The organism is Hymenobacter oligotrophus, from assembly GCF_003574965.1.
GTDB lineage: Bacteria > Bacteroidota > Bacteroidia > Cytophagales > Hymenobacteraceae > Solirubrum > Solirubrum oligotrophum.
The window spans coordinates 3,269,112-3,283,588 of the sequence record NZ_CP032317.1 but is presented as its reverse complement, the minus strand read 5'-3'; the positions used below and the strand labels follow the sequence as shown (position 1 = coordinate 3,283,588).

The 14,477-nt window shown below is 62.4% G+C and carries 10 protein-coding genes; 5 read left to right on the top strand and 5 right to left on the bottom strand.

Going from position 1 to position 14,477, the window contains the following annotated elements; all coding sequences use genetic code 11:
• Positions 1–4: 4 nt before the first annotated feature.
• A complete protein-coding gene (locus D3Y59_RS14075) occupies positions 5–970 on the top strand; it encodes a DMT family transporter (RefSeq protein WP_119445617.1) in 966 nt (321 codons plus the stop codon).
• Between the two features lie 33 nt (positions 971–1,003).
• On the top strand, positions 1,004–1,540 hold the full coding sequence (locus tag D3Y59_RS14070; RefSeq protein ID WP_119445616.1) for a GNAT family N-acetyltransferase: 537 nt from the start codon (positions 1,004–1,006) through the stop codon (positions 1,538–1,540).
• A gap of 10 nt (positions 1,541–1,550) precedes the next feature.
• On the opposite strand, the gene D3Y59_RS14065 is transcribed toward D3Y59_RS14070, so the two are convergent.
• The 3 genes from D3Y59_RS14065 to D3Y59_RS14055 form a co-directional block, all read right to left on the bottom strand.
• A complete protein-coding gene (locus tag D3Y59_RS14065; protein ID WP_119445615.1) occupies positions 1,551–2,159 on the bottom strand; it encodes a hypothetical protein in 609 nt (202 codons plus the stop codon).
• Between the two features lie 39 nt (positions 2,160–2,198).
• The gene (locus tag D3Y59_RS14060; protein WP_119445614.1) at positions 2,199–6,788 is read right to left on the bottom strand and encodes an AAA domain-containing protein; all 4,590 of its coding nucleotides are present in this window, start codon (positions 6,786–6,788) and stop codon (positions 2,199–2,201) included.
• A 153-nt stretch (positions 6,789–6,941) separates the two neighbouring features.
• The gene (locus tag D3Y59_RS14055; RefSeq protein WP_394340465.1) at positions 6,942–8,717 is read right to left on the bottom strand and encodes an amino acid permease; all 1,776 of its coding nucleotides are present in this window, start codon (positions 8,715–8,717) and stop codon (positions 6,942–6,944) included.
• A gap of 157 nt (positions 8,718–8,874) precedes the next feature.
• Between D3Y59_RS14055 and D3Y59_RS14050 the strand changes: the two genes are divergently transcribed.
• Together D3Y59_RS14050 and D3Y59_RS14045 are read left to right on the top strand one after the other, a co-directional pair.
• On the top strand, positions 8,875–9,297 hold the full coding sequence (locus D3Y59_RS14050; RefSeq protein WP_162910796.1) for a hypothetical protein: 423 nt from the start codon (positions 8,875–8,877) through the stop codon (positions 9,295–9,297).
• 59 nt (positions 9,298–9,356) lie between these two features.
• Positions 9,357–10,499: a lipocalin family protein gene (locus D3Y59_RS14045; RefSeq protein WP_162910795.1), complete on the top strand. Its 1,143-nt coding sequence runs from the start codon at positions 9,357–9,359 to the stop codon at positions 10,497–10,499.
• 37 nt (positions 10,500–10,536) lie between these two features.
• On the opposite strand, the gene D3Y59_RS14040 is transcribed toward D3Y59_RS14045, so the two are convergent.
• Positions 10,537–11,721 (bottom strand): ATP-binding protein, encoded by a 1,185-nt coding sequence (locus D3Y59_RS14040; protein ID WP_240410378.1) that lies wholly within the window; start codon positions 11,719–11,721, stop codon positions 10,537–10,539.
• Between the two features lie 439 nt (positions 11,722–12,160).
• Here D3Y59_RS14040 and hemA point away from each other — a divergent pair, with 439 nt between their 5' ends.
• Positions 12,161–13,435, top strand: coding sequence for a glutamyl-tRNA reductase (gene hemA, locus D3Y59_RS14035; RefSeq protein WP_119445610.1), 1,275 nt, complete (start codon positions 12,161–12,163; stop codon positions 13,433–13,435).
• A gap of 491 nt (positions 13,436–13,926) precedes the next feature.
• Here the strand turns inward: hemA and D3Y59_RS14030 are convergent, their stop codons facing one another.
• The gene (locus tag D3Y59_RS14030; RefSeq protein ID WP_059071745.1) at positions 13,927–14,235 is read right to left on the bottom strand and encodes an ArsR/SmtB family transcription factor; all 309 of its coding nucleotides are present in this window, start codon (positions 14,233–14,235) and stop codon (positions 13,927–13,929) included.
• Positions 14,236–14,477: the final 242 nt, after the last annotated feature.

Sequence of the window (14,477 nt, the reverse complement as noted above, 5' to 3'; positions counted from 1 at the left end):
GCCCATGTCCTCTACTCCTCCCCCCGCTCCCGCGGCTGCTGCCGCACCTGCCCCGCCCGTTGTAGCCGGACCGCCCCCACACCACACGCCGCTGTCGGCTTGGGTGTTGCTGGTGGTGCTGGCCTCCATTTGGGGCACGTCGTTTATTCTGATGAAGAAGGGACTGGCGGTGTTTTCGGCGTTGGAGTTGGGTGCTACCCGCGTCACGGTAGCGGCGCTGTTGCTGCTGCCGTTTGCGCTGCGCTACGTGCGCAAAGTAGAGCGCAGCCGCTTTAAGTGGCTGTTGCTGAGTGGGGTGGTGGGCACGCTCATTCCGGCCTTTTTGTTTGCCTACGCCGAAACCAAACTGGCCTCGGGCTTGGCCGGGGTGCTCAATGCCCTCACGGTAGCGTTTACCCTGCTCATGGGCGCCATGTTTTTTGGGCAGCGCATTACGTGGCTGCGCGCAGCGGGCATTGGGGCAGGCTTGCTGGGTACCGTTGTGCTAATGGGCCTAGGTGGCAGCGGCGGCGATGCTACGCCCACCGGCGAAGGCAACGCCTGGTATGGGCTGTACATCGTGCTGGCCACGCTGGGCTACGGCATCAGCATCAACGTCATCAAGCATCACTTCCACGGCATTCCGTCGTTGGCCGTAACGGGGCTGCTGCTCATGCTGATTGGCGGACCGGCCGCGGTTTACCTGCTCCTGGGTACCGATTTCCTGCACAAGCTGCAGCACGTGCCCGGCGCCTGGACGGCCTTCGGCTACATTGCGTTGCTGGCCACCCTCAGCACGGCCGTGGCCATGGTGTTGTTCAACAAGCTGATTCAGCAATCCACGGCGCTGTTTGCTTCCTCCAACACCTACCTCGTGCCCATTATGGCCCTGGGCTGGGGCCTGCTCGATGGCGAAATCATCAACGGGTGGCACCTGCTGGGCATGGGCATTATCCTGCTGAGCGTGTTCATCATCAACCGCGCCAAGTAGCCAACCACAAGTTTGCCCACGCAGCTCCACGCTATGGCTGAGTTCACCATCCGCCCACTTGTGTTTCCGGCCGACGAGCCCGCTTACACGGCGCTGCGCACCGACGGCCTCACGCGCCTGCCCGAGTGCTTCCGGGTAACGCCCGCCGACGACGCCCGCCGCCCGTTGCGCTGGGCGGCCTACCACCCCACCGCCGACGAAGTAATTTGGGGTGCTTTTGCGGGCGCTGCGCTGGTGGGCACCGTGGGCTTTGTGCGCGAACCACTCGATAAAATGCGCCACAAAGGCCTGCTCCGGGGCATGTACGTGCACCCCAAGGCCGGCCGCCGCGGCGTGGGCCGGGCGTTGCTGCGCGAGGCCATCGGTTTTGCCCGCCAGCTGCCGGGCCTCGAGCAAATACTCCTGACGCTGGTAGCCACCAACGCCCCGGCCCGCGCCCTGTACGCCGCCGAAGGCTTCGTAAGCACGGGCATCGAGCCGCGGGCCATGAAATGGCAAGGCCGGTATTTCGACGAGGAAACCATGTTGCTTTTTCTGCACCCTGAGGCGGCATCGGAGCCTGGCAGGTAGCGGCGCGGCCCTAGGTGGCGCGGGCGCTGGGCGCTGCGTAAGCGTAGGGCCACTCGCCGTAGCGTGCGGGCAGCTTTAGGCGCTGCGCATGGCCCAGCAGGTACGTTTGCACGCGCTGCAACTCGGCGGCATCGAGCACCGGCAGCTCATGAAAGCCCGGGTGCCAGAAATCGGCTTGCGCGGGCAGTTGGCCGCGCAACATGCGGCGGGCCAGAGCGGCGGTGCGTTGGTGCAGCAGCTCCACGGTTTTGTAGAGCGAGAGGCTGTGCCCCGCAGGCTGGTGCAGCACGGCGTGCAGGTGGTTGGGCAACAGCACAAAGCAGGGCACGCGTAGGCCTTGCTCTTCCAGCATCAGCAACTCGCCGGCCACGGCCTCAGCTATTTTCTCTTTGCCTAGGTAAGCTGGGCCCGTGGGGGCAGCATCCAGCAACGCATCAAACCCGGCGAAAAACCGTTTTTCGGCTTGGCGGTGCGCGGCCAGGGCTTCGTTGGCGGAGGCGACCGTGCGGGCGGCCTGCTGCGCCGCTACGCGCTGCTCTTGCAGCTCGCGGCCGGCACGGGCCGGAACGGAGCCCGCCAGGCGCAAAGTCAGCAGCAAGGTATCGCCGGAAGAAAACATAAGCCAAACGGGTTCAACGCTTTTGCTGACACACTACAACTACTCTACCTCCAAGGGCAGCGCCGCCGCTACGGGCTCGGTTGCCTCCGGAAAAGCTACGTAACGGCGTGCCTCCACGTGCCTGCTGGGCGCGGCCCCGTGGGCACCTAGGGGCTCGATGCCCAAGCGCGTGAGCGTGCTTAGCAAATCCTGAATGCTCTCGGCGCGCCAACGCACCCAGGCCGAGGCAAAACAGCGCCAAAATTGCCAGCCGGCCCGCTCCAGCACGCGCTGCCGGCGCAGGTCGTCGGCCCAGCGGTCGGGGCCGTGGTACTGGTCGCCGTCGCACTCCACGGCCAAGCGCTGGTCGGCGGCCCCTTCCACCACCAAGTCGATGCGGTACTGGCCCACCCGCACCTGGGGCTGCACGCGGTAGCCGCGCTCGGTGAGCACGTCGTACACCTCCTGCTCAAATGCCGACTCGCACCGCTCGCGCAGGTTGTTTACCCGAACTTCGTCGTGGCCGTAGGGCGTGGCAAAATGCGCCAGCAGGCCGCGGCGCAGGCGGTCGTTGGGGCTGAGTTGGTCGGCCTCGAGGCTGCGCACCAGGTACATTCGGTCGCGGGCCCTGGAAGCGGCCACGTTAAAGCGCTTGGCAAAGTCGTCGCGGCCCACGGCTGCGGCCTTGCCCGCCGACACCACCAGCGACAGAAACATCACGTCGCGTTCTTTGCCTTGAAAGGTGCGCGCATCGCCGCAGGCCAGCTCGTGGCGCAGCATCGCCTCGAGGCCGATTTCCCGTTCCAGCATATCCCAAGTCAATCGGGCCTGCTTGTCGGCCAGCAACGATACCACACCTAGGGTGCGCCCGGCCATGGCGGGGTCGGCCACCAGGCGCTTGATTTCCTCAACAATAAAGCGCGCCTCGCCGGGATTAGTGTCGTGGTGGCGCACGCCGTCTTCCACCAGCACATCAACCAGGGGCGGATCGAGGCGCTCGGCGGCACTGGGCAGCCGTAGTGGCCTGATTTCGTGGTTGTAGAACTCGCGCTTGGAGTATTCGATAATGGGGCCTACGCAGCGGAAATGCTCTTTCAGCATCACGCCCGAATCGGCAAACACCACCTTGAACAGATCGTAGATGGAACGCTCCGGCGAAAGTTGCGGCGCGTACAGCCCGACTTGCGTGCTGAGAAAGCGTGCCATCAGGCTGCGGATTTTGTCTTCTTCGAGCCCAATGCCTTCCGGCGATACCTGCTTGTCGTCGCCGACTACCAGGATTTTGCGGGCCCGCAGCAGCGCCGGTAGCGCCGTGAGGTCGGACTGCGAGGCCTCGTCCACAATTACTAGGTCGAAAGCGCCCAACTCTGCCGGCAGCGACTCCGATACACGGTAGTGCGGCATAATCCAGCACGGAATGGCCGCGTTGGCCTGAGCCGCGGCGCGCTGGGCATCGAGGCGGTAGCGCGCGGCCCGCTTGCCGGTACCCTTCCCGATTTTGGTAATGGCGTTGCGGTAGGCTTCCAGCGCGCTGCGTACCTGCGGGGTGGCGTTTTCGGCGAGGTGCAGCCAAGTGCGCTGGTTTATCAATTCCTGATACGTCAGCGTCAAGCCTTTCTCGGTTTCGCGGCGCTCGGTGGCCAGTTGCCGCAGCTCGGCGCGGCCATCGAGGCTGGCGAGGTGCGTAGCCAAGCGCCGCAGCCGCCAGCGGCGGCGCCAGTCGTCGGGCAATAATTCGTCGGCGGCTCCTAGGGCGGGTTGGGTTTGCAAGCGCTCGGCCCAGCGTAGGGCGCCGGAGGCAGTTATTTGCTCGGTAACGGCGGTTACGGTACCGAGCAGCGGCTGCAGGTTGTGTACCCGCCGCAGCTCCTGCGTGAGGGCAGCCCAGCGGGCTTGCAGATCGGCATCGGTAACGGCGGGGTTGCCCAACTCCTGCTCCAGAAAACCACGCAACGCTTCGCTGATGCGGCCAGAGGTGCCGTGCAGGGCGGTTTGGTAATGTTCGCGCACAGCCCAGGCGGTTTCCAGCTGCAAACGCTGTTGGTGCTGGCGCAGCACAACCGCGGCTTCGGGCAAGGTCACCGGTTGGGCTGCGGACGGATGAGCCGAAGCCCAGGCAGGCATTAGCTGATGTATTTGCTGACGCAGCGCTGCCTCGGCAATTTGGGTGTCGCGCACCTGCTCGTAGGCTTCGTAGTGCTGCCAGGCTTCGGTAGCGGCGGCCAACGGTTCGGGCTGGGTAAGCGCGGGCAGGCCCAACTCGGGCGCCAGGGCTTGCCAACGCGCTGCCAGCTCGTGCAATTGCCGGAGCAGGTGCAGATAACTGGCTACGTAGGCCCAATCGGCGGCCGAAGCCGGCGGGCTGGTAAGCACCCTGATTTCGCCAAGGCGTTGCTTTTGAGCCGTTTTACCGAATACGCCGAGTAAGCCAAACGGCCGCTCGCCGCGGGCCTGAGCCGCCACGGCAGCCAGTAGTTCGGGCTCCAGCTCCAGCCCGGCCGACACCCGCACGGGCCTAGGCAAAAACTGCTGCCGGGTGGCCAGGGCTTGTTGCAGTTCGGCACCTAGGGCTTCGAGCAGGGCATACAGACCGCTGGCGGTACCGGCACCTAGGCGAGCCGCTTGCGCAGCAGCCCACGGAAGCTGGGCCAACTTAATCTGCTGCGCCTCTAGGTTGCTGATTTGCTGCAGGGCGGCGGTGATGCGAGCAAGCGCATCGGGCACTGTGGCCAGCGGTGGCAGCTCGCCGGCAGCTACTGCCGCCTGCAGCTCCGCCGCACGGCCCAATTGCTGATGCGTGAGCAGCAACTCGCGAAGTTCAGGCAAAGCAGCCACGGCGGGCAGGTGGGCCGTGCGGTAATCCAAATCGGCCGCCAGCGCCAGGCGGGCGGCCCGCAGGCGGGCCACGGCGGCCTCGTCGAACTGCGGGCTGTGCGTCGGCGCTGGCGTTAGGGCATCGGGCAGCCACTCGGCCAAGGCTTCGGCTTCGGCTACTTCGCGGGCGGCTTCGCGGGGCTCGAGGCGCCCCTCGTCCAGCATCACGGCCTCGAGGTTTTGCCGGCCCCACTCGGCAAGGCGGCCGTCGGTGCGGGCCAGGCGGGCGTGGTAGCCATCGAGCTGCTCGGTTAGCTGGGCAATGGTGCGCTGCGCGGCGGCGCGGTCGAGGCGCTGCACTTGCTCGGCAATGTGCTGCACGGCGTGCTCGAACTGGCGCAGGCCCTCCCGCTCGCTCGTCAGCAGGCTAATAGCCAATGGGCGTACCGAAGCGGGCAGCTTGTCGCGCAGCACGCCCAGCGCAGGGTCGCGCATGGAGGTAACCAGCACCCGTTTGCCCAACGCGAGGTAGTGGCAAATAACGTTGGCAATGGTGTGGGTTTTGCCGGTGCCGGGCGGGCCCTGCACCACCACGCTGGGGGCGTGCTCCAGCAACTGCACAATGCGCACTTGCTCATCATTGAAAGGCAGCGGGAAGTACAGCTCCTGCGGCGCGGCACCATTGGCCTCGGCGGGGTTACCCACCATCGAAAGGCCCCGAAAAGCGGGTAGCGGCTGGTTGGCGTGGTAGCTGGCTGGCTCGCGCACCAACGCAGCCACGGCGGCGGGCAACGCGCCTCTAAGCGCCTGGATGCGGGTATGCAGGCGCTCTAAGTCTTGCAGAAACGTGTTGGTGCTGCGGGGCCGCGCAAACAGCACCCACGTGTCGGTTAGCTGAAGCTGCGGCGCGGCAGCGGGCACGGTGCGGGGCTCGTCGGGTAGGTAGCGGCCCTGGGCATCGAGCAAAGCCGCGGCCAGCCGCAGCACCGGCTCGAAGGTAGCGGCCTCGAAAGGTGACAAGTAGGGCGCTTCGGCCAGCAGCGTGCGGCTGCCTTGCTCTAGCGCGGCCACGCCGGGTACCTCGTGCGCGGCGTACACATCGGCCTCCAGGCGGGTGGTTAGCTCGCGGGGGCGCACCTCCAGGGCCATGGTTTGCGGGTTCAGCGTCAGCTCAACGAGGCGCGTGAGCACGGGGTGGCGCACCTCCACAGCGGGCAGCTGCCACGCGCCTACGCCCACGCCCCACACCAACTCCAAGGGGGCATCAGCTAGGCCGCCATCGAGTTGCTGCTTCAGGGCGTACAGCCGCGAATACCACCCGATGGTGCGGCGGCGGCGGGTTTCGTGCAGGGCCCAGGGCTGCCACGCTTGCTGCTGATACTGCGCCAGCGCGGCTGCGTATGCGGCGGCCTGGGGCAGCTCGGCCAGCGGTACCGGCGCCAGCGGATTGTAGCTGGGCTCTTGCTCGGTGCCTTCGCGCAACAGACCTAGGCGCACCAGCGTTTGGGCGGGCAATTGGGTGCGGAGCCGCGGGGCTTGGCCGGGGTCGTTGGTGAGTTCGGTGAGGGTGGCCAGCACGGCATCGGCAATGGCCGGCGCGGGCGTTTCCTGGAGGCGCTCCACGCGCAGCCACAATTCTTCGTCGGCGTAGTCAGGGGCCACGTTGAGCGTCACGCCGGGCAAGTCAGCCAATTGGGCCTCCAAGGCGCAAAAAGCCGATTGGCGGGTAACATCGGCGGCGGGCGTGGTTTTCAGCCGTACGCTTTCGCGAACAAAGCTCAGCAGTGCCAGCAGCCGTTCGCGCTCCAGCGGACTTGGGTCAGACGAAGAATTCATGCGGTAGAATAGCCGAAGTGGCAGGCCCTAGGTGGCCGCGCTGCTCGGCAGCCAATTATGCAAGTTAGCGCCCGCCGGGCGGCGGGCAAGCAAGCAAAAACCCCGGCCGCCTAGGTGGCAACCGGGGTTTCTGGCGGCAGGAGGCAGCAGCACCTAGGCAGCGGCAGTTGCCGCGCGGTTGAGCTTGCTGTGCTTGATGCCGTAGTTGAAGTAAATGGCCAGGCCGATAACCAGCCAGCCGCCAAACAGCACCCAGTTGCTGATGCCCAGCTGCGTCATCAGGTACAGGTTGGTGAGCAGGCCGAGCACCGGCAGCAACGACAGCTGCTTGCGGAACGATACCACGGCTATCAGCAGGCTGGCGAGCAGAAACACGAGCATCGGAATCTGGTGGCGGAAGCCCTCGTAGCCTTCGGCGAAGCTCACTTTGCGCAGGAAGTCGTCGATGTTCACGCGGTTGTACACCAATACCAGCGCGCCGGCAGCCAGCAAAATCAGCGGCACGAGGTAGCGGCCGTTGATGTAAGGCACCTTGAAGCGCGCGTTGCTTTGGCCCTTGGGGTCGATAACCAGGATGCCGCCGCACACCAGCGCGAAGGCGAACAGCGTGCCGATGGAGGTCAGGTCGATAACCAAGTCCATGTTCAACAACAAGGCCGGCACGCCCACAAACAAGCCCGTTACGATGGTGCTAAACGAGGGCGTGCGAAACTTGGGGTGCACGCGGGCAAACACCGGCGGCAGCAGCCCGTCGCGCGACATAGTCATCCAGATGCGTGGCTGGCCAATTTGGAATACCAACAACACCGAGGCCATGGCAAAAATGGCCGACACGGCCACAATGCCGCCGAGCCACTCCACGCCTACTTTGTTGAACACGTACGCCAGCGGATCGCCCACGGCCAGCTCTTTGTAGTTCACCATACCGGTCAGTACCAGCGTGATGATCACGTAGAGCACCGTGCAGATTACCAGGGCGTAAATCATGGCTCGCGGCAAATCGCGCTGCGGATTTTTGCACTCCTCGGCCGTGGTGCTAATGGCGTCGAAGCCGATGTAGGCGAAGAACACCGCCGACACGCCCTTCAGCACGCCGCCAATGCCGTTGGGCGCAAATGGGCTCCAGTTGGCGGGCTTGATGTAGAACACGCCCACCACAATTACTACGAACACCACCGCCAGCTTCAGCAGCACCAGCAGGTTCGAGGCGTTTTTCGACTCCTTAATGCCCACGTACACCAAGCTGGTAATGAGCACCGTAATGAGGAACGCCGGCAAATCGACCACAAAGCGCAGGCCTCCGAATAGCTCGGGGGCTGCGGCCCAGGCCTTGTAAGCCTCTAGCTGATCGGGAGCAGCATCGGTTAGCGGTTTGCCGGCCTGCATCAACTCGAGCACCGCGTGGTAGCCCTTGTAGGCGCTTTGCGTACCCATCGTCAGCCACAGCGGCAGCTCAACACCCACGCCGCTCAGCAAACCCGTAAAGTAATCGGACCAGCTAATGGCCACCACGATGTTGCCCACGGCGTACTCCATGATGAGCGCCCAGCCAATAATCCAGGCGGCCAGTTCGCCAAACGAAGCGTAGGCGTAGGTATAGGCCGAGCCCGACACCGGTATGGTAGCCGCAAACTGCGCGTAGCACAAGGCCGAAAACGCGCAGGCAATAGCCGTGAACACGAACAACAACGAAACCGCCGGGCCGCCGTCGTAGGAGGCGTTGCCTATGGTACTGAAGATGCCCGCCCCGATTACGGCGGCGATACCTAGGGAAGTGAGGTCGCGCACGGTGAGGTGGCGCGCCAGGCCATGCTCGCCGGGGTGCGAGCCGTGCAGGTCTTCGTCGGCCGGAGGGTTGGCCAGCAGGTCGGAAAGCGCTTTGCGGCGGAACAAACCGGCCGAGCGCGTGGGAGGTAGAGGAGCTGACAAGGCGAATTGGGTGAAATAAGGGGCAAAAGATAGAAAATAATGCGCCGGGGCTGCACGCATCCAAGGCTTCGCGATGCTGCTGTGCTGCTACTCAGCGTTGTTTTGGCTACTTTCTTTGCTTTTGAAACAAGCATCATCTATCCGCAAACCTTATTGTATGCTTATTGAAAATCCATTTACCTACTTCGTATTTCTCTCCATACTTGCTGTATCATCCCCTCACTTATTACCGCTTGATTACACGCATTCCGGCGCTGCAGCTCCAACTGAGGCGCACTTAACAAGCCCCGACTCGGTGTATTGCTGGGGCTACGTAAGCGGCTACCGGGGCCCACGGCCCGCCCGCATTCCGGTGCGTTTCAAGCGCCTGCGCCTCACCGTGTACACCCAACCCGACGGTCGTTTTCACCTGAATATTCCGCTTGACAAAGCCTTGCGCGTGGGGCACGACGAGGTGAGCGTAAACCTGCCACCCTACACCAAAGTGTCGGCGGGCAAGAATTTGTTTGCCCCAGGGCCCATCACCCTGAACTTGCTATGCCCCGAAGAAGTCCGCCATCTGCGCTCGGCCCAGCAATAAAGAGCAGCCCGCGGGGCCAGCCGCTGCAGGCAGGTGCAGCTCAGCTGAAACCTTTCGGCATGTCAGCAGCTTATGCCAAGGCCATGATGAATAAGCTGCTCCCGGCCGCCTTGCTGCTGACACTGCTCAGCCCCGCCTGTTCGCTCAAGCCCACCACCAAGCACGATGTGTTCAACCAGCAGGCCAAACTGCCGCAGGAAGAAGCCGTGCACCCGCGCAACTCGCTGGAGTGGTGGTACTTCACAGGTCATCTGCGCGATTCGCTTTCGGGCCACACCTACGGGCTGGAGTACGTGTTCTTCCACTTCAACCCCACCGGCAAGAAGGACCACCTGATGGTGAACGTGGCCCTGACGGACCCGCAGCAAAAAAGCTTCCGGTACGATTATAAGTGGAGCGGCCTGGCCGATGAGCTGCCCGCTACCCTGCCCCTGAACCTGCGCCTGCAGAAGAAAAACCAAACCTGGGCGCTGCGCGGCCAAGAGGGCAAGTACCAGTTGCAGGCCAACATGGTAAGCCAACCCGGCTTCGGGCTGAACCTGACCACCGTGCCCGCCAAGCCCTTGCTGCTGCACGGCGGCACCGGCTACGAAAACTACGGCAACATTGCCACCGCCGGCTATTACAGCTACCCGCGCCTCAGCACCCGCGGCACGCTTACCCTAGATGGCCAGGCCCGCCCCGTGGCCGGGGAGCTGTGGTACGACCGGCAGTGGAACTGCGGCTCCGTTACGCGCAAAGACATTGGCTGGGACTGGTTTAGCATTCAGCTCGACGAGCCGCGCGAGGAGCTGATGCTGTACACCGTGTACAACAAAAACACCGGCCAGTACCTAGGAGGCGGCTCGCACAACTCCACTGCCAACGAAAACACGCACCTGGGCGAGAAGGACTTTCAGCTGGAAACCCTGGCGTGGTGGAAAAGCCCCAAAACCGGCTTGCGCTACCCAGCCAAGTGGCGCGTGCGCGTGCCCAGCAAAGGCTACGACTTGCTCGTGGAGCCCGTAATGAACGACCAAGAGCTGGTGCTAAAGCTGATTGCCGGCATTAAGCTGCCCTACTGGGAAGGCATGTGCCGCGTAACTGGCACGCACCACGGCAAGCCCGTAAGCGGCAACAGCTACGTAGAAATTACCAACCGCAAAGAGCCACGCCGCCCTGGTGGCGCTGCCGCAGCGGCTGCCGAAGGCGCTGCGCAGTAGCGCAATGCCTCGCGGTGTAGCGCGGGCTTTAGCACGCCTAGGCATTCAGCAGCACCCGGAAGGTAGTACCCTTGCCCACCTCCGACCAACGCACGTACAACCGGCCTTTGTGGTAGTTCTCGATGATGCGCTTGGCCAAGGCCAGCCCTAGGCCCCAACCGCGCTTTTTGGTGGTGTAGCCCGGCAAAAACACTGTTTCGAACTTGCTCTTAGGGATGCCTTTGCCGGTGTCGGTAATGTCGAGGGCAATTTGCTTGTGGTTGCGGCCGCCGTGGCGCAGCACCAGCGTAATGGAGCCGCGGCCATCCATGGCATCGACGGCGTTTTTACACACGTTCTCGATTACCCACTCCAGCAGCGGCACGTTCACGCGGGCCGTAGCGCCGGGCGGCAGCAAGCTTTCAACTTTGAAAACCACCTTGCGCGATACCCGCACCTTGAGGTAATCCACGGCGCGCTCGGCCACTTGGTAAATGTCCTCGTCCTTGAGCACCGGCACCGAGCCGATGTTGGAGAAGCGCTCCGTGATAATTTCGAGCCGACGGATGTCCTTGGCCAGCTCCTCCACCACCGGCTCGCCCTCGAACCTAGGCGAATCCTTCATGTAGCTCTGCCAGGCCATCAGGCTGCTGAGCGGGGTGCCCAGCTGGTGCGCGGTTTCCTTGGCCAAGCCCACCCACACGCGGTTTTGCTCGGCCCGGCGCGAGTAGCTGAAGGCGAAGTACGCCACTACCGCCAATGAGGCAATAACGGCCAGCTGCACCAGCGGATATGTGCGCAACTGGCTTAGAATCACTGAATCTTTGTAATAAATGTAGTTACGCAACCCGGCGCCCAGCTCCACTACAATGGGCGGGTGCTGGCTACGCATTTCGTCGATTTCGCGGTGCAGCAGCCGCTCGCGTTCGGCTTCGTTGAGGCGGGCCGGCACATCGAGGTTGCGGTAATCGAGCACCGTGCCCTCGGCATCGGCCCAGATTACCGGAATGGTTTTGTTGGCCTCAATGATTTCGGTGGAGGCAAACTGAATGTTCGTGTCGTCGGACTCGGAGTTGATGACAAAGCGCAAGGCCTTGGCATACAAGTCGATTTGCTGCTGCTCGCGCTCCGAGAGGCGGCGCACCAGCAAATTGGTATACACCACCGTAACGGCACCGATTACCAGCGCCATTACCACGATGAGCAGCTTAATCCGGGATTTTTGGTCGTAGATGGGAAGCACAGGCAAAAACAAACAACAGCAACCGCTAACCGGTTAGCTACCGGCAACGCTTGCATGGTTGCGAAAGTACGCAGCACCTAGGCCTACCGATGCCGGGTTGGCCTGCAATGCAGCGGGGCCTCGCCGAACACCTAGGGCCCGCGAGGGGTGCACGGTGCCGGGGTGACGCCGGTATTTTTTCAACAAGCTCTGGCTCATCACATGATTAGGCGATTGACCAACGCGCGCTTCGGTAGTACGTTTAACGTGTTGTTGGCAAGGCGTTTCGGCGGCCCCAAAAAGTTGATTTTTATCAACTCGCCGAGCGCCAAAGCCGCTTTAACGTTAAATAAGCCTACTTCAGCCTCTGCCCGAACCGCTTTACATTTTTCGGTGTTTTTCCCTAGCGAATTGCGCCGTAATTTTGCATTCCACTTCTACGTCGCCCGTAGCACCAGCTATGACCCACCCGTTTAAGGCCGTAGGGCTATCCTATAAAACCGCCCCGCTCGCGATTCGCGAGCTGATTGCGTTGGATGAACCGGCCTGCCGTCGCTTTCTCGACACGCTTCATCAGGAGCTCGGCTTGTCCGATCTGCTCGTGCTGAGCACCTGCAACCGTACCGAAATCTATTACGCCTCCGACCGCGACCAAAGCCCCGCCATTATTGAGGCGCTGGGCAACTTGAAGGGCGTGGCCGACATGGTGGCTTACTACGAGTACTTCAACCTCTACAACACCGCCGACAAGGCCGCGCAGCACCTTTTTGAGGTAGCGATGGGCCTCGACGCGCAAGTAGTTGGCGACCTACAAATCGCCAACCAGGTGAAGATGGCCTACCAGTGGTCGGCCGATGCCGATGCGGCCGGGCCCTTCCTGCACCGCATCATGCACTCGGTGTTTTTCACCAACAAGCGCGTGCAGCAGGAAACCTCGTTCCGCGACGGGGCTGCCTCTACCTCCTACGCCGCCGTGGAGCTGGTGGAGGAACTCACCACCGATTTTGCCAGCCCCCGCGTGCTGGTGGTTGGCCTAGGTGAAATTGGTGCCGATGTGTGCCGCCACCTCACCAATAACAAGTCGTTTGCCGATGTCACCATCTGCAACCGCACCCGCTCCAAAGCCGAGCTGCTGGCCGAAGAGTGCGAAGGCCTGAAGGTTATCGACTTCGAAAACTTGGCCGAGGCGCTGCAGGACGCCGACGTGGTTATTTCTTCCATCGCCCGCGACACGCCGTACTTTACGGCCGAGATGGTGAGCCGCCTCGAGGTACTCAGCTACAAGTTCTTCATCGATTTGTCGGTGCCGCGCAGCATCGAGCCCGAGGTAGAGGAAGTACCCGGCATTCTGCTCTACAACATCGACGCCATTCAGGGCCGCGCTTCCGAAGCGCTGGAGCGCCGCCTCGCGGCCGTGCCGCACGTGCGCGCCATCATCGGCGAGAGCATTGCCGGCCTCGACGAGTGGAGCCGCGAGATGATGGTATCACCGGTAATCCAGAAAATCAAAGGCGCGCTCGAGCAACTGCGTCAGGAGGAACTGGACCGCTACCAGAAGAAGGTATCGGCCGAAGAAGCGAAGCGCCTTGACGACGTTACCAAGTCGCTGATGCAGAAGATTCTGAAGCAGCATGTACTGCAGCTGAAAGCCGCCTGCAAGCGCGACGACGCCGACCAGATGATTGACGTGCTCAACGACCTCTTCGACCTGGAACGCCAACAGGCCACTGCCTAGCTCGCCTTACCACTGCACTTGCCACCTATTCGATGTAGCGCCCCCGCTCCCCGCGGGGGCGCTGTCGTTTAGGCGTCTTACCGGATGATATTGCCTGTCATCTTGAGCCTAAGCGAAGGACCTTATCACGCCAGGCTCCCTCTCCTCCGGAAAAGAAGGAGCCTGGCGACCTAGGTTCGTTGTCATGTCGAGCGAAGTCGAGACATCTCGCGTGCTGACGCCGGATACTAACCACCCTTTCTCTCTTCTATGTCGCGCATAGAGCGAGGCAGGGGGCGTTGCTCCGGAGGGGTTTCGTGAGACTCTGGCGTGATAAGGTCCTTCGCTTAGGCTCAGGATGACAATACTATTGGGCGTCAGCACGCAAAATTCCCCGACAAGCTCGGTACGGCGTTCGGGCACAATTACCCAAAAGCTCGAAGGCCCCGCTTCGTGGTTAGAAGCAGGGCCTTCGAGCTTTTGGTAAAGCTAGGCTTGGGTGGTAATCCCTTTTACATCGTATCGCAGCACCCCTCGAGCGTGTCAATCACGTCGAGCAGTTTGGGGATAGACAGGGAGTAGTAGATTTTGGTACCGACCTTGAACGACGATAAGATGCCGCGGTCTTTGAGTGTAATAAGGTGCTGAGAAGCTATGGCTTGGGGTAATCCGAGCGTGCGGTAGATTTCCGTCACGGTCATTTTATCTTCTTTGCCGAGCAAATCAACGATGGCCAAACGCTTGGGGTGAGCCAGCACTTTGAGCATCGCGGCAGCCTTATCCACTTTCTTGGATTCTACGCGCGAAAGCAGTGGTTTCATGGAGGCTTGCAAGGTGGAAATATTACTCTGGGTGTGCAGTACGCGTAATACGTGCTTCCTATAGTCTAAAGTTCCTATACAAGCGCCCCGCAGCCGAAATTTTTGGCCGTTTCCGCGAATGCTGCCTTTCAAGGGGAGTTTACGGCTCAGGTATTTTTCGGCCCAATGCCTAGGTCGCTGTACCTTTGGGCACCGGCCAGGGCACCCAGTGCTATTGGCCTGTTGGCATACCGCTTTCTCCC

Coding starts and splice junctions, on each gene's coding strand:
- D3Y59_RS14060 (WP_119445614.1), bottom strand. CDS start 6,788: ATGAATTCTTCGTCTGACCCAAGTCCGCTGGAGCGCGAACGGCTGCTG.
- D3Y59_RS14050 (WP_162910796.1), top strand. CDS start 8,875: ATGCTTATTGAAAATCCATTTACCTACTTCGTATTTCTCTCCATACTT.
- D3Y59_RS14065 (WP_119445615.1), bottom strand. CDS start 2,159: ATGTTTTCTTCCGGCGATACCTTGCTGCTGACTTTGCGCCTGGCGGGC.
- D3Y59_RS14075 (WP_119445617.1), top strand. CDS start 5: ATGTCCTCTACTCCTCCCCCCGCTCCCGCGGCTGCTGCCGCACCTGCC.
- hemA (WP_119445610.1), top strand. CDS start 12,161: ATGACCCACCCGTTTAAGGCCGTAGGGCTATCCTATAAAACCGCCCCG.
- D3Y59_RS14070 (WP_119445616.1), top strand. CDS start 1,004: ATGGCTGAGTTCACCATCCGCCCACTTGTGTTTCCGGCCGACGAGCCC.
- D3Y59_RS14030 (WP_059071745.1), bottom strand. CDS start 14,235: ATGAAACCACTGCTTTCGCGCGTAGAATCCAAGAAAGTGGATAAGGCT.
- D3Y59_RS14045 (WP_162910795.1), top strand. CDS start 9,357: ATGTCAGCAGCTTATGCCAAGGCCATGATGAATAAGCTGCTCCCGGCC.